This window comes from Arcticibacterium sp. GJ41-1 (assembly GCF_055808875.1).
In genome coordinates this window covers 2,736,199-2,756,711 of record NZ_CM147888.1, presented here as the reverse complement: position 1 = coordinate 2,756,711, position 20,513 = coordinate 2,736,199, and the positions used below count along the sequence as shown (strand labels likewise).

The 20,513-nt window shown below is 36.3% G+C and carries 22 protein-coding genes and 1 pseudogene; 21 read left to right on the top strand and 2 right to left on the bottom strand.

The features are described from left to right. Positions 1-94: 94 nt before the first annotated feature. Complete coding sequence (locus tag AC0L6O_RS11425) at positions 95-1,669, top strand: sulfatase (protein WP_473302462.1); 1,575 nt, start codon at positions 95-97, stop codon at positions 1,667-1,669. Positions 1,670-1,880: 211 nt separating this feature from the next. Then, positions 1,881-2,954, top strand: a complete 1,074-nt coding sequence (locus AC0L6O_RS11420) for a uroporphyrinogen decarboxylase/cobalamine-independent methonine synthase family protein (protein WP_473302460.1) — start codon at positions 1,881-1,883, stop codon at positions 2,952-2,954. 197 nt (positions 2,955-3,151) lie between these two features. On the opposite strand, the gene AC0L6O_RS11415 is transcribed toward AC0L6O_RS11420, so the two are convergent. Next, positions 3,152-3,427, bottom strand: coding sequence for a winged helix-turn-helix transcriptional regulator (locus AC0L6O_RS11415; protein ID WP_473302458.1), 276 nt, complete (start codon positions 3,425-3,427; stop codon positions 3,152-3,154). A 157-nt stretch (positions 3,428-3,584) separates the two neighbouring features. Between AC0L6O_RS11415 and AC0L6O_RS11410 the strand changes: the two genes are divergently transcribed. The 12 genes and pseudogenes from AC0L6O_RS11410 to AC0L6O_RS11355 all read left to right on the top strand — a co-directional run bounded on the left by AC0L6O_RS11410 (position 3,585) and on the right by AC0L6O_RS11355 (position 10,635). Next, positions 3,585-4,097: a VOC family protein gene (locus tag AC0L6O_RS11410; RefSeq protein WP_473302456.1), complete on the top strand. Its 513-nt coding sequence runs from the start codon at positions 3,585-3,587 to the stop codon at positions 4,095-4,097. Positions 4,098-4,291: 194 nt separating this feature from the next. Next, positions 4,292-4,873, top strand: coding sequence for a Crp/Fnr family transcriptional regulator (locus tag AC0L6O_RS11405; protein ID WP_473302454.1), 582 nt, complete (start codon positions 4,292-4,294; stop codon positions 4,871-4,873). 159 nt (positions 4,874-5,032) lie between these two features. After that, a complete protein-coding gene (locus tag AC0L6O_RS11400; RefSeq protein ID WP_473302452.1) occupies positions 5,033-5,833 on the top strand; it encodes a type 1 glutamine amidotransferase domain-containing protein in 801 nt (266 codons plus the stop codon). A gap of 1 nt (position 5,834) precedes the next feature. Then, entirely contained in the window at positions 5,835-6,227 is a 393-nt protein-coding gene (locus AC0L6O_RS11395; protein ID WP_473308522.1) for an ACT domain-containing protein, read from the top strand. Positions 6,228-6,321: 94 nt separating this feature from the next. Further along, positions 6,322-6,648 carry a DMT family transporter gene (locus tag AC0L6O_RS11390; RefSeq protein ID WP_473302451.1) on the top strand — a complete coding sequence of 109 codons (327 nt, stop codon included), beginning with the start codon at positions 6,322-6,324 and terminating at the stop codon, positions 6,646-6,648. A gap of 292 nt (positions 6,649-6,940) precedes the next feature. Further along, entirely contained in the window at positions 6,941-7,411 is a 471-nt protein-coding gene (locus AC0L6O_RS11385; protein ID WP_473302449.1) for a glycosyl-4,4'-diaponeurosporenoate acyltransferase CrtO family protein, read from the top strand. 122 nt (positions 7,412-7,533) lie between these two features. Continuing rightward, the gene (locus AC0L6O_RS11380; RefSeq protein WP_473302448.1) at positions 7,534-8,136 is read left to right on the top strand and encodes a hypothetical protein; all 603 of its coding nucleotides are present in this window, start codon (positions 7,534-7,536) and stop codon (positions 8,134-8,136) included. Positions 8,137-8,176: 40 nt separating this feature from the next. After that, positions 8,177-8,398, top strand: a pseudogene (locus AC0L6O_RS11375) (M23 family metallopeptidase); the annotation flags it as partial. Positions 8,399-8,642: 244 nt separating this feature from the next. Beyond that, positions 8,643-8,888: an FUSC family protein gene (locus AC0L6O_RS11370; protein WP_473302446.1), complete on the top strand. Its 246-nt coding sequence runs from the start codon at positions 8,643-8,645 to the stop codon at positions 8,886-8,888. Positions 8,889-8,949: 61 nt separating this feature from the next. Continuing rightward, entirely contained in the window at positions 8,950-9,528 is a 579-nt protein-coding gene (locus AC0L6O_RS11365; RefSeq protein ID WP_473302444.1) for a Crp/Fnr family transcriptional regulator, read from the top strand. 75 nt (positions 9,529-9,603) lie between these two features. Then, positions 9,604-10,014, top strand: a complete 411-nt coding sequence (locus AC0L6O_RS11360) for a hypothetical protein (protein ID WP_473302443.1) — start codon at positions 9,604-9,606, stop codon at positions 10,012-10,014. A gap of 21 nt (positions 10,015-10,035) precedes the next feature. Next, positions 10,036-10,635, top strand: coding sequence for an START domain-containing protein (locus tag AC0L6O_RS11355; RefSeq protein ID WP_473302442.1), 600 nt, complete (start codon positions 10,036-10,038; stop codon positions 10,633-10,635). Between the two features lie 109 nt (positions 10,636-10,744). Here AC0L6O_RS11355 and AC0L6O_RS11350 read toward each other — a convergent pair whose 3' ends face one another. Then, the gene (locus AC0L6O_RS11350; protein ID WP_473302441.1) at positions 10,745-11,695 is read right to left on the bottom strand and encodes a hypothetical protein; all 951 of its coding nucleotides are present in this window, start codon (positions 11,693-11,695) and stop codon (positions 10,745-10,747) included. Between the two features lie 231 nt (positions 11,696-11,926). Between AC0L6O_RS11350 and AC0L6O_RS11345 the strand changes: the two genes are divergently transcribed. The 7 genes from AC0L6O_RS11345 (at position 11,927) to AC0L6O_RS11315 (ending at position 20,495) form a co-directional block, all read left to right on the top strand. Beyond that, positions 11,927-13,549 carry a DUF1593 domain-containing protein gene (locus AC0L6O_RS11345; RefSeq protein ID WP_473302440.1) on the top strand — a complete coding sequence of 541 codons (1,623 nt, stop codon included), beginning with the start codon at positions 11,927-11,929 and terminating at the stop codon, positions 13,547-13,549. A gap of 54 nt (positions 13,550-13,603) precedes the next feature. Then, the gene (locus AC0L6O_RS11340; RefSeq protein ID WP_473302439.1) at positions 13,604-14,842 is read left to right on the top strand and encodes a PA14 domain-containing protein; all 1,239 of its coding nucleotides are present in this window, start codon (positions 13,604-13,606) and stop codon (positions 14,840-14,842) included. Positions 14,843-15,061: 219 nt separating this feature from the next. Further along, entirely contained in the window at positions 15,062-15,427 is a 366-nt protein-coding gene (locus AC0L6O_RS11335; RefSeq protein ID WP_473302437.1) for a hypothetical protein, read from the top strand. Between the two features lie 200 nt (positions 15,428-15,627). Next, positions 15,628-16,659 carry a serine hydrolase domain-containing protein gene (locus AC0L6O_RS11330; protein ID WP_473302436.1) on the top strand — a complete coding sequence of 344 codons (1,032 nt, stop codon included), beginning with the start codon at positions 15,628-15,630 and terminating at the stop codon, positions 16,657-16,659. Between the two features lie 16 nt (positions 16,660-16,675). After that, positions 16,676-17,638: an acyl-CoA thioester hydrolase/BAAT C-terminal domain-containing protein gene (locus AC0L6O_RS11325; RefSeq protein WP_473302435.1), complete on the top strand. Its 963-nt coding sequence runs from the start codon at positions 16,676-16,678 to the stop codon at positions 17,636-17,638. 87 nt (positions 17,639-17,725) lie between these two features. Continuing rightward, positions 17,726-19,504, top strand: coding sequence for an amidohydrolase (locus tag AC0L6O_RS11320; RefSeq protein ID WP_473302433.1), 1,779 nt, complete (start codon positions 17,726-17,728; stop codon positions 19,502-19,504). Positions 19,505-19,628: 124 nt separating this feature from the next. Next, complete coding sequence (locus AC0L6O_RS11315) at positions 19,629-20,495, top strand: helix-turn-helix domain-containing protein (RefSeq protein ID WP_473302431.1); 867 nt, start codon at positions 19,629-19,631, stop codon at positions 20,493-20,495. The last annotated feature ends 18 nt before the right edge of the window (positions 20,496-20,513 follow it).

Below are 20,513 nucleotides of genomic sequence, written 5' to 3'. Positions count from 1 at the left end.
ATCGCTTTTTACTATCCGAATAACCATATCCAAAACTTAGGCTCAGCCAAAACTCGAACTTAAGATTTAATAAAACATAATGTTATTAAAAGCCATGAAAATCAATTACGCTTTATATTGCACATCCCTCCTATCTCTTCTAACAATATTTAGCTGTACCAGCCCTAATAGAGACGCCGCAAAGCCCAACATTCTATTTATCTCCATAGATGACCTTCGGCCTACTTTGGGAGCTTATGGAGACCCCGTTGCCATTACTCCAAATATTGACCAACTAGCTTCTGAAGGAATGACTTTTAGACAAACCTTCTCTCAAGTAGCCGTTTGTGCCCCTTCACGTGCAAGTTTAATGACAGGTTTAAGACCTGATTCTACACGTGTTTGGCATCTTGGAGATAAGTTTCGCGAAATCAATCCAAATACGGTGACCATGCCGCAGCATTTCTCTAAATTTGGCTATCATACCGTTAACATTGGTAAGATTTTTCATAACTATATGCCTGACTCCATTTCTTGGGATGAGCCAGATTTGCGTCCTGCCCAATATGTACAAGAAGATTGGTTAAATAGAGATGGAGAAACATTTTACATAAGCGAAGAAGTAAATCGCTCACAAGCTATTAAGAGAGATTCATTATTGAAACTCAGACCTGTGAGGTACGCGGACGGATGGAATACTGGACCAGCTTGGGAAGCCGCAGCCGTTAACGATACCATGTATTATGACGGAGCACAAACCGAACTAGCAAAAAAAACACTTACACGTCTGGCTAAAGAGGACAAACCTTTTTATATGGGTCTAGGATATTTCCGACCACATCTTCCTTTTGCGGCACCTAAAAAATATTGGGACCTTTACGACCCACAAAAAATCCCATTGGCTGCAAACCCAAACGTACCAGAAAATGCTCCGGGTTATACCATGAACTCGATGTATGAATTACGACATTATGAAGGATTCAACCACATCGGTCACCCTCAGTCTTCCTTCCGAATGAATGAAGACACTTCACGGATTTTGAAACATGGCTACTACGCAAGTGTCAGTTATGTGGATGCATTACTTGGAAATCTCATTGCTCACATGAAAGAAATCGGGATTTATGAAAACACCATTATTATAGTATGGGGTGATCATGGTTGGAAACTTGGCGACCATAATAGTTGGGGCAAAATGAGCAACTATAATATTGATCTTCAAGTTCCGATGATTATTCGATATCCAAACCAAGAAAACCGAGGGGCTCAAACTTTTGAAATAACTGAATTGATAGACATGTTTCCTTCACTTTGTGAAATAGCAGGAATAGAGGCTCCTGATTACATGCAAGGAACAAGTTTTGTTCCCTTGATAAAGGACCCTAAACGTCCATGGAAGGCTGCTGCATTTAGTCAGTTTCATCGTAGACCACAACATTCGGCTGATGGAAGTAGGTATATGGGTTATTCCTTAAACACCAAAAAATATCATTACATAGAATGGTACACATGGAACCATAATACAGGAACCAGAGGTGAGTTGAAAGATATAGAATTATTTGACAGAGAAAATGACCCGAATGAAACGGTTAATATTGCTGGTCATAAATCTCTTAGCAAAACCATGGAAAACTTGTCTGTAAAACTTGCTGGCGGTTGGGAAAGTGCATTACCGAGTCAGCTGGAATAATTCCCAATTTACAAAACCTACCAATAGCGGAAAAAGTAAGGCCTAGTACAAAAGTTAACAGATAACACAGCACTTAAAAAAGAGCTGTTTCAGCACAAGCCATAAGGTTTGTGCTTTTTTTATTATTTTCGATTTAAGCTAGAAGTTAGCATTCTCAAACAGGCTTCTTCTTATCTACTAAACAATCTAATTAATAAAAAACTTTTACAAAATGAATCTAATCCCAACAGAAGCTGTAGGAAGTGTTCCTCGCCCAAAGGAATTACAGGAAGCAATGGCAGCCTTTTCAAAAGGTAACTTATCCGAAGTTAAAATGAATCAGCTTTTTGACGAAGTGGTTAGGGATACCATAACTCGTATGGAAAAAACTGGATCGCCAATTGTTTCTGATGGAGAACAAACCAAATCTAGCTTTGTTACCTATCCACTAGATGGACTTACAAATTTAGCCGATGATGGAATTTCAATTCCTTTTGAAGACGGCCATGCTCGCCAACTACCTAAACTAACCGCAGGTCCTTTTCAATATTCAACGTATGCTGGTAGTTACCTTCCTAGAGCAAAAAAGTTTTCAACCCGTCCTTTAAAACAAGCGGTTATTTCGGCATCGGCCATGAGTTTATTGTATCCACAAGAAGGCATTCCTAATTATACACAAGAACAATTTATAAGCGATTTGACAAATCAAGCTGCGGCCGATATCAGAAGTTGCTTTGATAACGGTGTACATCATGTTCAAGTGGATTTTACAGAAGCTAGATTAGCATTAAAACTAGACCCTTCAAAAGCTCTTTTAAAACAATTTATCAACTTAAACAACGAAGTATTAACTCGTTTTACAGAAGGAGAACGACAGCGAATAGGATTTCATACCTGCCCAGGAGGAGACCACGACAGTACGCATAGTGCGGATGTTGATTATGCAGAACTGATTCCACTTTTCTTAACGCTAAATTCTGGAAACTTTTACATGCAAATGGCAAATGAAAAAAATCCTTCAAAAGCCTTGAAGCATATTGGTGAAAATATTCGCCCTAATCAAAGAGTTTACGTTGGAGTAATTGATGTCATTAATGCAGAAATAGAGACACCAGAAATGGTTTATGACAGAATTATGACTGCAGCAGAATACATTCCAGTAAATCAATTAGGTACAACCGATGATTGTGGTTTTTCTCCATTTAGTGATGATTTAGCTACAAGCAGAGATACCGCTTTTGCAAAAATAACGGCACGAGTAGAAGGCACTAAAATGGCTTCCGAAAAATTGAAACCCAATTCTTAATAAGTCTACTGGGAAATAATAAGACGTATAATTAATGGCTATTTAAAGCTGCATATCTACCCCATATAATTAGGAAGTGAGTAGTTCGAATTTGTCATTAATTATACTGAATAAGAGCTTAAACAGTTTTCTAACTAACAGTTAAGGATAAAGCTGATTCTTGAATAATTTGACCAACAAATTAGAAACAAACACATTTATTTCTGACAATCTTCCAAACCCCACTTATCCAGACTTCTCAAAATATTTTCAAGTGATTTACCTCTAATGCTTAAACTGTATTCCACTCTAGGAGGAACTACAGGAAAGACTTTTCTAGAAATAAGCCCATCTTTTTCTAAATCTCTTACTGTTTGCGTAAACATTTTATTAGAAATGCCCGGAATTTTCTTTTGTAACACTCCTGAACGTAAACCGCCATCTAATAAATGAAATAGAACTAAAGGTTTCCATTTTGTCCCTATTAAATTCATTGTATAATTTAATGGACAACTAATCTTTTCATTCAAAATATAAAATTTATATAGTTGATAATCATTATTTTACTCGTTTTAGTAACTATACTACTTTTCGGTAAGTTATTGCCAACAGGGTAAATATAGTCTAATTTTGAATTCTAAAATATAAATTATGACATCTAACAAAGATTATCCAAAATCATTTTCACATATAGGAATAACGGTTCCAAATATAAATGAAGCCGTAAAATTCTACTCAGAAGTAATGGGCTGGTATATTATTATGGAGCCCTCAAAAGTCAAGAAGGAAAAAGAAACTGCCATTGGTCAAATGTGCATTGACGTTTTCGGAAATGATTGGTCAGAATTTGAAATAGCTCATTTAGCCACTTCAGACGGAATTGGAGTAGAACTATTTTCTTTTCCGAATGGCATCAAAGAAGCACCTGAATTTAATCCTTTCAATACTGGCCTATTTCATTTTTGTGTACAAGACCCGAACATTGAAGAACTCATTGATAAAATTGTGGCTTATGGAGGGAAACAAAGAATGCCAATCAGAGAATACTATCCGAATGACAAGCCTTTCAAAATGTGCTATGTTGAAGACCCTTTTGGAATTGTATTTGAAATCTATACGCATAGTTATGAATTGACCTATTCTTCCGGTGCTTATTCAAAATAAATATGAGAGGAACCAAGTAAAACTAATTGCTTGGTTCCATCTACTCAAGAAATCTCACGCGAATTCTTATCCGCCCGAAACTTATTGGGTTTAGTGGAAATTTATCGCTTTTCAGTACCTTACACTGTCTACAATTAAAGCAGAATCATAAACACTGATTTTAAGCTCGGATGACAAGCCTGGATAGCGAAAAAATGACTCCTAATAAATACATGGAAATAGACCAAATTCTTGATAATATATATCCACTAAGTATTGAATCAAAAAACTTAATAAAGGAGTCAATAACTGAAACAGCGTTTCCAAAAGGGCATATTTTATTTAAAGCAGATAAAACTGAAAGAAGTATTTATTTCATCAAAAAAGGAATAGCAAGAGCTTATGCATATTCCGATGATAATCAAATCACTTTTTGGTTTGGTAGAGAAGGAAACCCTATAGTTTCCATGCAAAGCTATGTCAATAATAAAAAAGGGTATGAAGATGTGGAATTATTGGAAGATTGCGAACTCTACGAATTAAAAACAGAACAACTTCAAAAGCTCTTTTTAGAAGACATTCAAATTGCAAACTGGGGGCGTAAATTTTCAGAATTAGAACTTATTAAATCAGAAGAGCGACTTATTTCTTTACAATTTGATACCGCAACCGAAAGGTATTTAGCACTTCTCAAAAATTATCCTAGTATTATTCAGCGTGTACAATTAGCCCATATAGCATCCTATTTAGGCATTACCCAAGTTAGTTTAAGTAGAATTAGAGCAAAAATAAGATAGGTTTCGTTTTTATCATTTGTTAAATGGTTTCTTCATAATGTTATGGACTTTTGCACCGTAGCATTATTCTTTATTGAACAGCTAAAACTGTTTCAATCTTCTAAAATGAAGAGAATAATCTAAAACTTTATTTTCAAATAAATTTAGATACATCAAATTATGATAAAAATTAAAGCTCTCCTTGTTCTATTCTTGTTTGCGGTTATGTTTACAGGCTGTAATAGTGAAACCAACTCTACAAAATCAACGGTTACAACAGAAGCAAAAGCATTAAAAAAGATACTCTTTGTAGTTACAAGTCATAGCGAAAAAGGAGATACAGGAGAAAAAACAGGTTACTATCTCGGAGAAGTTTCTCATCCTTGGGATGTATTACATACTGCCGGTTACGAAATAGATTTTGTAAGTCCAAAAGGTGGAAAAGCACCTGTAGATGCATTTGATATGACTGATTCTATCAACAAGAAATTTTGGGATAACGACATTTATCGTAATAAAATTGAAAATACAAAAAAGCCGAGTGAAGTAAATCCGGATGATTATGTAGCCATTCATTATGCTGGTGGGCACGGAGCGATGTGGGATTTTGCCGACAATACTGAAATTGCTGCAATTGCAGCGAAGATTTATGAGAACAATGGTGTTGTGAGTGCTGTATGTCACGGCCCTGCTGGCATTGTCAATATTAAACTAAGCAACGGAGCATACCTTGTGGATGGTAAAAAGGTAAATGCATTTACCAATGAAGAAGAGATTAAAGTAAAACTAGAGAATGTTGTTCCTTTTTTATTAGAAGACAAGTTAAAAGAACACGGAGCTATTTTCGAAAAGTCGGCTCCCTTTACCCAACACGTAGTGACAGACAAAAGACTAGTTACTGGTCAAAATCCACAATCTGCTTGGAGTGTAGGAAAGGCCACCTTAAATGAATTAAAAAAACTAAGTAAAAGTGCACAATAAAATGAGTGGAGAAACAAACTTAGAGACGCTTTTAAAGTCAATGAAGCCTAAACACAATGCCGGTGAATTTGTATTTTGTAAAACAGAAAATTTGGAGCAAATAAATTTGAGCCAAATCATAATGACTTTTAAAGAAGAAAAAAGCATTACCCTTATCACTGAAAAGGAAGTTGCAGACAAACTCAATTTAGAATACTCTTTTGTGGCATCCTGGATTACACTTACCGTGCATTCCTCTTTAGAAGCAGTTGGTCTCACGGCGGCATTTTCAAATGCATTATCCAAAAATGGAATAAGCTGTAATGTAGTTGCGGCATATTATCACGACCATATTTTTGTCGATAAAAAAGACACAGAAAAGGCAATGGACATCTTAAATGAATTTTCGAAATAAAGAGCTTGCTGTTGCTATAATTGTCCATTAAAAAGCTGATAATCAGCAAAAAAAATAACAGAAATGGGAAATACACAAAAGGAATTAATGACAAATGAAGTGGATATTATTAATCATTGCAGGGCTTTTTGAAGTTGCCTTTGCAGCATGCCTTGGAAAAGCTAAAGAGGCTGCAGGAACTGAATCAATATATTGGTACAGCGGTTTCATACTTTGCTTAGTCATCAGTATGTCTCTTCTTATAAAAGTGACCAAACAACTACCCATTGGTACGGCATATGCAGTTTGGACAGGTATTGGTGCCGTAGGAACAGTTTTGGTCGGGATTTTCATTTTTAATGAACCCGCCACATTTTGGCGTTTGTTTTTCATTACCACATTAATTTTCTCCATTGTCGGACTGAAAGTAGTTTCGCATTAAACGGGCTATAATTGAGTCAATAAGCAGCCTCAAATGCTACCTTGAACCTATTCTTAATACCATCAACGTTTTTGGTTTTTTGAATTAATCTCATATTTGAGTCGATTAACCCTCAGTGAGTCTCTAGGTTCACAATAAACCACTTATTTTCAATCGGCTCCGGATAAATACCAAGCAATTTCATATCCCTAGAGCACTATTCCTATGGCTTGTGAGCTATCTTTGACAATTATAACCAAAGAAAACTTGACGAAAAGAAACTGAAGAGTTCTTCAAAGCAATAGCATAATATATGATTATCAAACATTTTACATTCGGTATTTCAATAGCATTTATATCTTGGATAGTAGGGATGATTTTAAATGCTCTTTTGATGAAAACGGAATACTACAAAAGCATTTCGAACCTGAACATCATAGAAAGCAAAACGCTTAATAAGAATATTGGAATTGGTGCTTTTAAATGGATTGTAAAGAACACCCCCTTCAAGTTTTTTAATCAAAAGCTTCAAATAAAAACCAAAATTGGACTTCCAGAGTTAGAGGCACTTAGAAAAGAAATGACAGTGGCTGAGATAAGCCATTTAATCGGTTTTGTTTTCGTGACCATTTTCGCTCTAGTAAAAGTATTCAATGGCAATTATCTATTCGCCCTGATTATTATGTTGGTCAATGTATTGATGAACTTATATCCATCATTATTACAACAGGAGAACAAAAGACGCATTGATAGATTGATAAAAGTGGCTGGTCGCAAAGCTTAAAACCAGTGAGGTTTTAAACACTCCTGCTTAACTTAACCACTAGCTCAAAATTATTTCATTGAAGAAAAAAAGTCTTTAAATTTGATGGAGCATAAGCTAGAATACTCAGTACACACAACAGAATGATAAGACAGTTAATAGGAATAATCTTAATTCTCTCAGGCTTCGTTCTAAAAACCTTTTACGGACATTTAATACTACGCTGGGGCAACATAGAAACGTTTAGCCTTATATTCTTCGCAATTGGGCTCACCACCTTGTTTTTTAGATTTACTAGCAAACTAGAAAAAAACATAAAAGGAATCTCTTTTAAACAAAGTCCCTTATTATGGATTATCAAAGGCCCTCTTTGGGTCTATTTAGCTACAGTTGCCATCATCATATCTTTGTTTTGGATTAGTAATAATTTAAACACCAAACTAAAAAACTACGCTCTAAAAAACAGCCCAGTAAGAACCACAGCGACCTTCCTTGGTTTTGAAAGCCAATCTTCTTTGGCTGGCAGATTTAGTAAAAAACATAAAGAGTTTGCTATTTTTCAGTTTATGACAAATAAAGGGCTCATCACCCAAGGAATACCACTGGAAGAGTTAAAACAAACTAAAAACTCTTTCCGCTTAGAAAACAGTAAAGAATATCAATCTTCATCCCCTCAAAATCAGAAGAAACAAACATTCAAGATTATCTACGCCGAAAGCCATCCGACTTTCTTTAAAATTCTATAAGTAACTACATACACCCTAACTCTTTGCTACAGCTGGCCTCGTTTTATTTGCGGCAAAAATGGGCATGGGCAGGAAGTTTGTTCTGATAGTTGGTCTAAAATGGCGACTACATTACTATGCACACCTAAACGAGATAAAAGCGTCTTCTTTATCTTTTGTAAGTCAATACTCAATAATTGGAACGGTAGGAACAAATGGGAATGCAGCAGGAAAACCTCCACACTTGCACTATTCTATTTTTACTGTAATTCCCTACATCTAGAGAATGGATTCAGATATTTAGGGTTAGATGAAAATGTTTCATCTGAACCAATTGAGTATTTCAAAAACTAGCCGACAATATAGTCAAAAACACCTGTTTCGCCAGCCTTCTCAAATTTGACATTACCCACACCTTAACTCTTCGTTTCTCCCAAAAAAGAATATATCGATTCCATCTTTTTTTGTAATTTGTGAACCAGATCTAACTACAAAAAGCCTAAATTTCTTAAGATAAAAGACTCCTAATGACAGAAAAAGAACTATCCGAATTAACAGACGAAGAGCTGTTAGCCAAAGCAAAAAAAATGAAATCAAACTCTATCATGAACGCCGCCCTTATCGGAGTTATGATTGGAATCACTATTTACGGTGTTATCAAAAACAATTTTGGACTATTCGCCATAATCCCATTGTTTTTCTTGTTCAGAGCATTTAGTAATCCTAAAAACAAAGCCTTGAAAAGCATATTGAAGGAAAGAAATTTGGAATAAATAGGAACGTTAAAAGTGCATATTACCACGTGCTAACCTTTATGAACAACTCCCCTATATTATGAAAAACCTTCTCACTTTCTTTAATAATACTATCCCTCTTTCTGAAAAGACTTTAAGTATGATGAGTGAAGTTTTTGTTTCTCAAGAGCTTAAAAAGGGAGACTATTTTGTAAGAAAAGGTCAATTTGCTAAAGAAATCGCCTTTTTAGAAACTGGAATTGTAAGAGCTTATTATATTAATAATGCTGGGAAGGAGTATAACAAGCATTTTTTTTCTGCTCCTTCAATTATCGGTTCTTATGCATCTCTGATTAGTAAACAGAAAAACCAAGTAGCCCAACAAGCCCTTACTGATTGCAAGATTTGGAAAGCATCTTATGATAAAATTGAAAAATTTTCGGAGGGTAATTATGAAATAGAACGATTAAGAAGAATCATTGCAGAAAACTATTTCTTGAATTACGAGAAAAAAGAACTTGAAATGGCCATGCTAGATGCTGATAAGCGTTACTTAATATTTCAGGACCAATATCCAAAAATTGAATTAGAAATCCCTCAATATCATATTGCATCATATCTAGGAATCAGCCCTACCCAGTTAAGTAGAATTAGGAAGAAAATGGCGTCCAGTATTTAATTACATATGTAAATGCACCGTTATTTTTAGTACGCTTTATTTGCAATATAATTTTTAAACAAAACTTATATTCCAATGAAAAGCAAAGAGCTTACTATTTTTAAAATATTCTTCCTGATTGCATCCTTATGGAATCTAATAGGTGCTTTTTATGGCTATTTTAACACCGCCTACACTTTTAATGGACTTTTCGACAGAGAATTAACCGACCCACTCTTTTATGCCATTTATCAAGGTGCTTGGGGCACTACACTAGTCTATTTCGTAGGTTATGCTATAGTGGCTTACAACCCTATAAAACATTACGGCATCGTGATTGTAGGTGGAATTGGTAAAATTGGTTTTGCAATTTCCTTACTAAACTTTTACCTGGCCGGACTGGCAAACTCGCTTGTATTCATTATCATCATAGGTGACTTCATCTTTTCACTTCTATTCTTGTATTATTTCTTCCGACTTTACAAAGCAAGTAAAAGCACCATTTGATATATGAATCCATTTAAATACATGAATTCAATAGTCCTTATCTGCTTACTTCTACTGACCTCACATCATGTTTTTTCACAAAATTCATGGGAAATTGATAAAGATAAGGAAGACATAAAAGTCTATACAAGGATGGAAAAAGACTCCGATTTCAAATCTTTTAAAGCTGTAATGATGCTCACCGCCTCACCAGATGAAATACTTAAAATCCTAAAGAATGCTGATGCTTATACTAAATGGTACGGCTTCACTAAAACATCACAGCTCCTAAAAGAAGAAAAGGCTATTCAATATAATTATGTGGAAACAATATTTCCATGGCCTTATAATAATCGAGACATGGTCTATAAAATGTCAATAGACCCCACTACAGCCAATGGAATCAGAATAGCTCTCAATGGAATACCCGACTACATACCAGAGAAAAGAGGAATAGTACGGATGAAAAAAGCAGAAGGATATATCTTGTTAAAACCATCAGGAAACAGTACGGAAATAACTTATGTATTCCACTCCGAACCTGGAGATAATATTCCAGTGTGGCTAGCAAACAATTCAATAGCCGAGTTGCCTTTCACAACTTTGTCTGGATTAAGGAAAGTCCTCCAAGAAAAAAAGTAATTTTTGAGCCTCATTCTCAACTCTTAAATCAGGTATTCCTTACTAAATACAGCCAAGCATTCAATTTAATTTGAAACATCTGTCAATATTTGGCAGATAGCTCTTTAAATTATTTCAAATATTGAATCAAAAACGCTATCACCACACTCACAGCAAGTCCAATATTTACTTTACCGAAATCTTTGGCAATAATGATGTACGTGTATTTGATTTTTGACTTGTTTAGTAAATAGGTGATGGCTAACTCCCTACCTGCCAAAATGCCCATAAACACCCAAGTAGTACTCATTGGGATGGAATTTATATTCCCAAATACAAACAAAAAGATACCATAAATCAAATCGATAATGGTGGCAGAACGAATATTCTTCGTGTTTGATTTTTGATTGACTATTTCCTGAATTTTCCCTCCTCGTTTCCTGAAAATGTATGCCATAATCAGTAAAATACAGCTTATAGCCAAAATAAGCTGCTCTAAAGAAAGCTTCCTTGGCAGAAAAACAAAGATGTTAGCAAAATCCTGAATCAACCATTGAGACCAAAGGAAACCCGTAGAAAACCACTGAGCCACCAACCAATAATGCTTCTTGGCTTGCTTGTCGAGCTTATCTAAGGAAAATTTAGACTCTAACCTTCTAGAAATAAGCACATACACCGAAATGGCAAAAACAAAAGCAATAGCGTAACCATATATCGATTTTAAAATCATCTTTTCTATAATCACGCTAGATGAAAATATACTAAGAATCATAAATGTGGTACTCACGGGCACACCTACACGTGTGATGACCAACAAGGCAATGGGGGCTAACAAGTACCACCACTCTAGCTTTTCAGGTAAAGGTATATTGGCTAATCTGCCGTAAGACACATCGCCGTCGTTCATATACCAACCATAGCAAAGAGTTGCTGTTAGAATACTAATGGCAAAAAACCAAAGCCACCACCACTTTACTTTAAAATTTGAAGATATGAATGTACCAAGCGTTTGAATAACATCGTTGGCTATCACCGAATAAGCCGATATTATAAAACCTATATAAGCAATGACTAATTCCATAAATATGTTTGTAAAAATTCGTCAAATGTAATGGTAATTAGGCTTCAATAAATGCAAGAATCTTGCATTTATTTTTAATAAAATTCTATCGCAGATAATTAAACTTAAACAGAAAAAAGACAAACAAAGCAAGATTAATGTACTAGAAACAAAACCACTAACTTTCGTTTATTTTCGTTATAATTGTATTTACTTACATTTACCAGCCTAATCGAAACTAATCGAAACCCTATGAAATTCTCAATTTCCCCTGCCCTTGCCTATTTAAGAACAGGTTTTAAGCCACTTGCTGCTCAGAAGGAGTCTTTAAATCATTTTGTCCAAAAATTAACTAAACATGAAGAACTGACTTACCAAATTGATTGTCTGTCAATTAAAATCTCAAAATCTTTTAGATATAAGCAGACAAGCATATTAGCTATAGCAATAGCCTGCATGTTTGTGTTTCAGTCTTGTAGCAGCGAAACCTCCTCAGAAATTACCTCCACAGAGAAGAAACCACGTGTTATTATCACAAGCGATGGTGAAATAGACGATGAGTGCTCCATGGTAAGATGCCTCCTTTATGCCAATGAGTGGGATATTGAGGCCATAGTTACCACCAGTTCCCAATACCACTGGCAGGGTCATGACTGGGCTGGCGACCATTGGATTGAGCCTTATTTGAAAGCTTATAAAGAGATATATCCTAACTTAATAAAACATGATGCTAGCTATCCTAGCCCTTCGTATCTATATGACCGTTATCGCATGGGAAACATAAGTGCCGAAGGAGAAATGGAAGAGGTTACAGAAGGTTCACAGCTAATTGCAGAAGTGTTGCTGGATAACACAGACGATAGTGAAATATGGATACAAGCTTGGGGTGGCATTAATACCATAGCAAGAGCATTAAAAACCATAGAAGAAGAGCATCCTGAAAAAATGGAGGAAGTAGCTAAAAAAATGCGATTCTATTTCATTTTTGAGCAAGACTCTACCTACCAATCTTACATTTTGCCTAAATGGGGGAAATATCAAATTCCTACTATTATTTCTGACCAATTTGAAGCCTTGGCTTATCGCTGGAAAAGAATTCAACCAAAAGAAAACCAGGAGTACTTTGAAGCTCCATGGATGAAAGAAAACATATTAGAAAATCATGGACCGCTATGTTCGCTTTACAAAGCTCATAATGGTGAAGACACAACTTACCTTGTGGGCGACTTTAGAGCCGAGGGCGATTCGCCTGCATTCCTTCATACCGTTCCTACTGGCCTAAGAAGCATGGAGTCTCCCGACTGGGGAGGTTGGGGTGGCAGGTTTGTTAAAATTCGCGATAATACGTGGATGGACCCTGCCCCTTATGAAGGCTATGTACACCCAGAAGGACGCTATTACAAGACCACGGTTTGGGGAAGAAAGGTCTTAAACGAAGGAGACTCCTACATAACCAATCCAAATTTGCTGTCTTTTTTCAAACCAATGTGGCGTTGGTCTGTAGCTCAGCAAAACGATTTTGCAGCACGTGCAGATTGGTCTGTCAAATCCTTTGAAGAAGCCAACCACGCTCCTATTATAAAACTTGAACATGAGGATGATTTGACCGCCAAAGCGGGTACTGAAGTAAAACTAAGTGCTCTAGGAACTACCGACCCTGACGGTGACTCTTTATATTATAATTGGTGGCAATATGATGAGGCTGACACCTATCAAGGCAATGTAGATATCATAAATTCCAAGCAAGCCAAAGCATCACTGACCATACCGCAAAATGCTAAAGCAGGAGAAACCATCCATGTGATATGCGAAGTAAGTGATTCAGGTAGCCCGACACTAACTAAATATGCTAGAATAGTCATTACAGTAAACTGATTGGCCTAAAAGTTCTCTTCAAAAAATAATCTCAACCTAAACTTTAAAATAAATATGTATTCAAAATCTAAAACAAAACTGTCCTTATTGATAATGCTGGGCATGCTTAGCTCTATGAGCTTTGCTCAAATACAACCTATTCCAAAGGATGCAGGCAGTGGACTAGACGGACGCTACTGGAAGTATACCAATGGGCCAATGGTTAAACTTGCAGGTGACGTAATGGCCACCATAAACGAGCGACCTGCCGATGCCACCTTTAAGGCTAGCAAAATGAAATACCAGAGAAACGACATCTCATTACTGGTAGATTGGCTTGGAGAAGATGGAGCCAGTGTTGTTTTTTCAAACAAACCTAAAAGCCCAGATGTAGATGGTAGTATTTTTAGCTTCACAGGCTTAATAGCCATTCCAGAGGCTGGCGAAGTAAACTTTAGAGCTGCTTCAGATGATGGCTGTTTGGTCTGGATTGATGGACAAAAAGTTATCAATAACGATGGTCACGGAAATGCTCCAGGTAAAAACCCTGATGGAAAAATGACTTTCAAAAAGCCAGGTCTTTACCCGATAGAAATTGTCTATTACAATGGAAGTTGGAGAGATTACTTAAATAGATATGGCGAAGGTGTCTTTAGTTTCGAGGTAAACGGTGCTCCCGTTAAAACGGAAAGCCTTTATTCGTCAAGTTTGCTGAATAAAACATTAATATTTCCCTCAGCAGCGGAGAAAATTCCAGCAGAAAAAGGTACAGGCTTAGTTGGTCGTCTTTGGAAAAGATCAGGAAACCCACTTTCAGGTTTAGCTGGCGAAGGAATACATATAATGAAAACTACCCCGTCACATGGCCTTTTTACTGCTACTAGATTAAGTTATGCAGGAAATGAGCTTACGCCAATGGTGAAATGGTTAAAAGAAGATTCTACAAGTTTGGCCATGTACTATGAAACAGAATTTGCGAACATTGACGAATGTCTTTTTAGCTTCAATGGATACATTGCTATTCCAGAAAAGGGAGAAATAGAATTTAATATCTCTTCTGATGATGGTACCATACTAAGCATTGGTGGTCAAAAAGTGATAGTTAATGACGGTTACAGGGCAGCACCGGGTCTTGCTCCTAAAGGAACAGCCGTTTTCTTAAAGGCAGGTCTTTACCCCATAGAAATCTTGTATTACAATGGTGCCTATAAAGACGAAGAAGCGGGCACTAGAGGGGAAGGTATTATGAAGTTTTTTGTCAATGGTAAAAATGTAAACCCTGACCTCTTATACCCAACATCAGTTAGTAATTAAACTCTACTTAATTAAATAGCCTAATTTCAATTTTTAAAACCGCTTTTCTAAGCTCAAACTTAGGGGAGCGGTTTGTTTTATTTCCACTTCCGCCTTCTACATCAAACGCCTCATAAAACTGTCAATTATATACAGTTTCAAAGTGTATAATTCAGACAAAATGGCCGTCTATTAGCCTTCTTTAGCTAAATTTCATTTGTTTTGCTTAAAATCTTAAAAATGATTAGACATTGGAAGTCTCTAAGCTACACTACTAAATTCTCAGCCCTTGCTTTTGCCATATCTGCAGTATTGGGTCTTGTGAGCATGGGAGCTATGGGCGGAGGACTATATTATCCAGTGTCATTTCTATTTAAATCATATCCTAGTCTTAATGACTGGCATGGTGATTGGGTTTGGCCTGCCATGATAGTTTCGGGTATGTTCTGGTCACTCGGCTTTATTTGGGGAGGTATTGCTTGGCATTATCTTCATAAACTTACTACTTCCAAAATACTACTTAGAATAATTTATGCCTTTATTCTATGGCTTTGGGCTGCTGTAATATGGTATATTTTAATCTTGAATAATGTAACACCATTATAGCACACAAACTTTTAGCTTGTTAAAAGAATATAGAGGCGAGGCCCCCTTCTTAGCAATTTAGCCTACTACATCCCTGATTAAAACCACTCGTATAATTTCAAGGCAATCTAAAACCCACGGTCTTGACATTTACTCTAAAAGCTGCTAGCTTGCTAATACTGTAACCATAAAGGGAAAGCACCTTAGCCTGAAAGCTAAAAATGAAACAAGCAAAACGCATACTCCGAATTCTATTTATTCTAGCCAGCATAGGCTCTTTATATTTTGTACCCTGGATTTTGGTCAAAGCTTGGATATTACCCCTACCAAACACCGTTCAAGAGCAGGTAGACGCAGCAGTTGGTTATGGTTTTGATGGAATGATAGTATATGTAGACCAAGCAGGAAAACCACCAGCATTTTACGCAGCTGGTTATAAAAATAGGGCAGATAAAACTCCCGCAGACCCAAAATCTTTATTTAAGATTGGTAGTATAAATAAGCTGTATGTTGCTGTGGCTATTACCAAATTGGTTAATGCCAATAAGCTTTCATTAGATAAAACCCTTGCAGATTACTTTCCAGAGCTTGTAGGCAGAATAGAATATGCTGACGAAATCACTTTGAGAATGATGGTTCAGCACAGGAGCGGTATGCCCATTTTCACCAACCATCCTGGTTTCTGGGACCAGCCACAAGATAGTACTAAAGATGTACTCGAATATGCATTGGACTTACCAGCCAACTTTAGACCAGGGGAAGATTATGAATACTGTAACACGGGTTATCTATTGCTTTCCAGACTCATTGACAAAGTAGTGGGTTACAGCCATAACCAATTTATCAAAGAGGAAATATTGATACCACTTGGTCTTAAAAACACGTTCAGCTCCCTTAGTGAAATCAATATGGATGATCTTATGAGTGGCTATTACGTAGGCTATGAGGAAGATTTAAAGACCAATGATTATGGTGCCATGATAGCTACAGCAGAAGATGTGGGCATTTTCTTGCGAGCATTAAATGATGGCTCCGTCTTTAAAGAAGGTGAACAAGAAATATACTCCTCCATATACGAGTATGAACACGGCGGTCTCCTTCCGGGCTATCAGTGCCTTTCAGAATACCATAAAGACATTGACACCGTAGTGGTTCAGTTTATGAACACCACAGACTTTAATGGGTACAACTGGAATTTATCTGAAATATTCATTAACCGCATTGTCAAAATTATCAAGAAAGAAAATAAATAAGTTTCGAGAGCCAAGCATGAAGAAATACATTGCTTTCATTGGTATACCAGCATTTCTAATCATTGGGTACTTAATTGCCGATAGTTTACTTTTTACTGGAATTAAACCACTTATTGTAAATCAAGACAGTTTTCAAGCCAACTACTTTGCTAAAGAAAGCACCAAAAGTAAAACAACTGTTGTTCTAATTGGCGGTGGAGAATGGGGTGACTACTGGGCTCAAGAGTTTGCTAAGAAAGGAATGGTCGGCTTGTCAATACCTTATTCGGGTAGAGACGGATTACCAAAATTGCCTGAGGAAATTGAATTAGAATACTTTGAGAACGCCATTAACTGGCTCAAAAAACAGCCCGAAGTTGACCCTAATAGAATAGTAGTAATGGGTGCCTCAAGAAATGCCGAACTAGCATTAATTCTTGCTTCTACATTTACAAAGTCTATTAGCGGAGCGGTGGCTTATGCTCCCAGTGCTGTTTCATGGTCAAATACCGTTTTACCTTACAATTCCGACCAACTGAAAGCTAGCTGGAAATATAAAGGTCTTGATATTCCATATGTACCTATGGCTAAAATCAAGGGAAGCGATTCTAAGAAAATTGAAATGTTAGACTATTGGAAGACTGGTTTATCAAAAACCGACTTGGTAGCACAAGCGGCTATCAAAGTTGAAAATATTAATGGGCCTATTTTGCTATTTTCTGGCAACGATGATAAAGTATGGCCATCATCACGCATGGCAGATATGATAGCACAGCGTTTGGCAGTAAACAGCTCTAAAAATTCCTTTCAGAATATTAAATATGATAATGCAGGGCACAATATTTCAACAAATCCTGAGTCTCATTCAAATTATAGCACTAACACCATTCAAATTGATGGAAAAGCTTATGAGTATGAATTGGGCGGAACAGAGCAAGGTAATTTCAAAGCAAAGCAAGATGCCAAAATCAAATTGATGGACTTCTTAACTAAAATCTAAAACACAATATTGAGGCTTATTAGTTTAATTGTAATTTGCTCATCAAAAAGGCAAGTAATAATCTAATAGCTGCCTTAAATAATCAGCATGAAAAAAGCCTTAAAAGTTGGTTTAGTAATTCTAACCGTTCTATTTATTTCTTATCTATACATTAGGCAGGATTTTAAGAAAACGCCCCCTACCCTATATTCAAATGGCCATATAATCACATTAAACCAAAATCAAGCATTTGCAGAAGCCATGTTTATTGAAAATGGGAAAGTGATTGCTATTGGTTCTAATAAGGCCCTTGAACACTATTTGTCAAAAAGTGAATCTCACGTAGATTTGAAAGGTGCTACGGTAATGCCTGGCTTTATTGACCCTCATACCCACTTTTCCATCAGTATGTTTATGTCTGAAATGCATGACTTATCTGGATTTAAATTTAAGTCAAATGATGAAGTCTGGGCAGAATTTGAAAGCATTGTCAAAAAGAGTAAAAAAGGAGAATGGATTGTCTGTAAAGGAATTGACCCAATTTTAGTACCTGACTTAATACCCCCATCCATTGCATACTTAGACAAAATTGCTCCAGAAAACCCTGTTCTATTCTTTAGTCAAAGTTTACACAGTTATTGGGCAAACACTAAAGCTTTCCAGCTGGTGAAAATTGACAAAACGACACCAAACCCGTCTGAAAATAGCTATTATGGTAAAGACCAAGATGGAAATCTTGATGGCTCCATAGTAGAACAGGAGGCCGTAAAACCTTTTTTCGACATCTTAAAAAGTGAAGTTTTAACACCTAAAAAACTGAGTGCTGCCGCATCTAAAGTGATGGCAGATTATGCTAAAAATGGCAATACCACCATTGTGTCTGCCGGAATTACCATTCAAGACGAAAAGCCACTCATGCTTTTCAAAAATCTATCCATTGATAGACCAAGTTTGCTTGGAAGTTTTTTGGAGAAAGTTGGTGTTTTCCCTAAAAGACAGCAAAGACCAAGACATTTTATGTACATGAGACATGATATGGAACACTTAATGCCAGAATACGCCCAAGAGAGAAACGATTTCTATGATGTTATAGGTATTAAACATTGGTATGACGGCTCTCCGTACATTGGTACTATGTACCTAAATGCCCCCTACCTAAACACGGAGCTTACTAATGTGAAACTGCATATCCCCATTGATAGTAAGGGTACGGCCTTAATCAAAAAGGATAGCTTAAAGGCCTTTATAAAGGGAAATCATTTAAAAGGCTGGCAAATTGCGATTCATACACAAGGAGATGCGGCTATAAATGAAGTAATTAATGCCTTTGAAGAACTTGAAGAGGAACTTGATTTCTCAAAGTCTAGGCATAGATTAGAGCATTGTTTATTATTTCCTTCAGAGAATCTAGCTCGATTAAAAAGGTTAAACCTTACTCCTAGTTTTCATATCAATCACTTGTACTACTACGGTGATGCTTTAAAGTCTGACATTTTAGGTGAGAAAAGAACAGAAACCATCTTGCCTTTAAACACTGTAACCGCTAACGGCATAAAGTATTCTTTACATGCCGACCAGCCCATGTTTGAAAGTAATCCTTTTAGCTTAATCCAAACTGCTGTGGAGCGTAAAACCACCTCAGGTGATACTATAGCAGCAAATCAAAGCATAAGCATACTGGAAGCCATACAAGCTTTAACCATAAATGCGGCCTGGCAAATTAATATGGAGGATAAAATAGGCTCTCTGGGGAAAGGGAAATATGCCGATTTCATAATCCTAGATAAGAATCCATTAAAGTCAAAGCCTAGTGAATTGCGTGATATAAAATGTTTAAAAACGTATATCAGTGGGAATTTGGTAGTGAAGCAAACGGAGCAAAACTAATTTCAAAAAAAGGCTCGGCACGAAAACGCTCGTAGGTTTTCTATTCTCACGGCATTAGTTATATTAAACTTTTGACAAGCTATATTTCAGTTCAAGCGTTCCTAACATAAAGCAAAAACAACCATTGAATAACATCCCAAATTTATCATTTGACAGTAGCGAAGGTGCCACTGATTTTGAATTCATACGTTTAGCCGAGTTGTTCCCAAGAATAGAGGAAAGTGGCAGCCACGACCCTTTACAGCCACACCGTATCTCTTTTTTCGCTTTATTGATTGTGACAGAGGGCACAGGTGTTCATCAAATTGATTTGAAGAATTATGAAATACAGAAAGGCTCAGTGCTTAAAATAGCGAAAGGTCAAGTGCATGCTTTCCAAGAAAATCCCCAATACGATGGTTTCTTAATAGTTTTCACTGAGGATTTTGTTCTTAATTATTTCTCAAAAACTTCAATAAGTTTAATTTCTCACTTCTATAACTATCATATTTCTGCACCTATTGCAAATGATAGAGCACTTAACGAAGCATTTTTAACAGACCTTACCCAAGAGCTGACAGTGGAAAACACTTATGCTCAAAAAAACATAGTAGCTTCCTTATTAAACTTATACTTATTAAGACTAGAACGTAAGTCTCAAAACACCGAATTACAAAACAATAATTCAAAACAGTATAGTACTTTTTTACAATTCAAAAACTTGGTCGAATCTAATTATACTACTACACGAAATGTAAAGGACTATGCTGATATCTTGCTTATTTCCACAAAGCATTTAAACCAAGTGGTGAAGAGTTTTACCATTAATACGGCAAAAACATTTATAGACGACTATGTGGTCTTAGAAATTAAGCGTGCCATTGTAAGTACTAATAAAAGCCTAAAAGAGATATCTTTTGACACTGGATTTGACGAAGTAACCAACTTTACTAAATTTTTCAAAAAGAAAATGGGCGTTTCTCCAAAAGACTTTAGAGCAAAAAAAACATAACACTTCCCACATTTACCA

What these genes read in the sequence shown, in the direction of transcription:
- AC0L6O_RS11425 (WP_473302462.1), top strand. Translation starts at nt 95, where the DNA reads ATGAAAATCAATTACGCTTTATATTGCACATCCCTCCTATCTCTTCTA.
- AC0L6O_RS11420 (WP_473302460.1), top strand. Translation starts at nt 1,881, where the DNA reads ATGAATCTAATCCCAACAGAAGCTGTAGGAAGTGTTCCTCGCCCAAAG.
- AC0L6O_RS11415 (WP_473302458.1), bottom strand. Translation starts at nt 3,427, where the DNA reads ATGAATTTAATAGGGACAAAATGGAAACCTTTAGTTCTATTTCATTTA.
- AC0L6O_RS11410 (WP_473302456.1), top strand. Translation starts at nt 3,585, where the DNA reads ATGACATCTAACAAAGATTATCCAAAATCATTTTCACATATAGGAATA.
- AC0L6O_RS11405 (WP_473302454.1), top strand. Translation starts at nt 4,292, where the DNA reads ATGACTCCTAATAAATACATGGAAATAGACCAAATTCTTGATAATATA.
- AC0L6O_RS11400 (WP_473302452.1), top strand. Translation starts at nt 5,033, where the DNA reads ATGATAAAAATTAAAGCTCTCCTTGTTCTATTCTTGTTTGCGGTTATG.
- AC0L6O_RS11395 (WP_473308522.1), top strand. Translation starts at nt 5,835, where the DNA reads ATGAGTGGAGAAACAAACTTAGAGACGCTTTTAAAGTCAATGAAGCCT.
- AC0L6O_RS11390 (WP_473302451.1), top strand. Translation starts at nt 6,322, where the DNA reads ATGAAGTGGATATTATTAATCATTGCAGGGCTTTTTGAAGTTGCCTTT.
- AC0L6O_RS11385 (WP_473302449.1), top strand. Translation starts at nt 6,941, where the DNA reads ATGATTATCAAACATTTTACATTCGGTATTTCAATAGCATTTATATCT.
- AC0L6O_RS11380 (WP_473302448.1), top strand. Translation starts at nt 7,534, where the DNA reads ATGATAAGACAGTTAATAGGAATAATCTTAATTCTCTCAGGCTTCGTT.
- AC0L6O_RS11370 (WP_473302446.1), top strand. Translation starts at nt 8,643, where the DNA reads ATGACAGAAAAAGAACTATCCGAATTAACAGACGAAGAGCTGTTAGCC.
- AC0L6O_RS11365 (WP_473302444.1), top strand. Translation starts at nt 8,950, where the DNA reads ATGAAAAACCTTCTCACTTTCTTTAATAATACTATCCCTCTTTCTGAA.
- AC0L6O_RS11360 (WP_473302443.1), top strand. Translation starts at nt 9,604, where the DNA reads ATGAAAAGCAAAGAGCTTACTATTTTTAAAATATTCTTCCTGATTGCA.
- AC0L6O_RS11355 (WP_473302442.1), top strand. Translation starts at nt 10,036, where the DNA reads ATGAATTCAATAGTCCTTATCTGCTTACTTCTACTGACCTCACATCAT.
- AC0L6O_RS11350 (WP_473302441.1), bottom strand. Translation starts at nt 11,695, where the DNA reads ATGGAATTAGTCATTGCTTATATAGGTTTTATAATATCGGCTTATTCG.
- AC0L6O_RS11345 (WP_473302440.1), top strand. Translation starts at nt 11,927, where the DNA reads ATGAAATTCTCAATTTCCCCTGCCCTTGCCTATTTAAGAACAGGTTTT.
- AC0L6O_RS11340 (WP_473302439.1), top strand. Translation starts at nt 13,604, where the DNA reads ATGTATTCAAAATCTAAAACAAAACTGTCCTTATTGATAATGCTGGGC.
- AC0L6O_RS11335 (WP_473302437.1), top strand. Translation starts at nt 15,062, where the DNA reads ATGATTAGACATTGGAAGTCTCTAAGCTACACTACTAAATTCTCAGCC.
- AC0L6O_RS11330 (WP_473302436.1), top strand. Translation starts at nt 15,628, where the DNA reads ATGAAACAAGCAAAACGCATACTCCGAATTCTATTTATTCTAGCCAGC.
- AC0L6O_RS11325 (WP_473302435.1), top strand. Translation starts at nt 16,676, where the DNA reads ATGAAGAAATACATTGCTTTCATTGGTATACCAGCATTTCTAATCATT.
- AC0L6O_RS11320 (WP_473302433.1), top strand. Translation starts at nt 17,726, where the DNA reads ATGAAAAAAGCCTTAAAAGTTGGTTTAGTAATTCTAACCGTTCTATTT.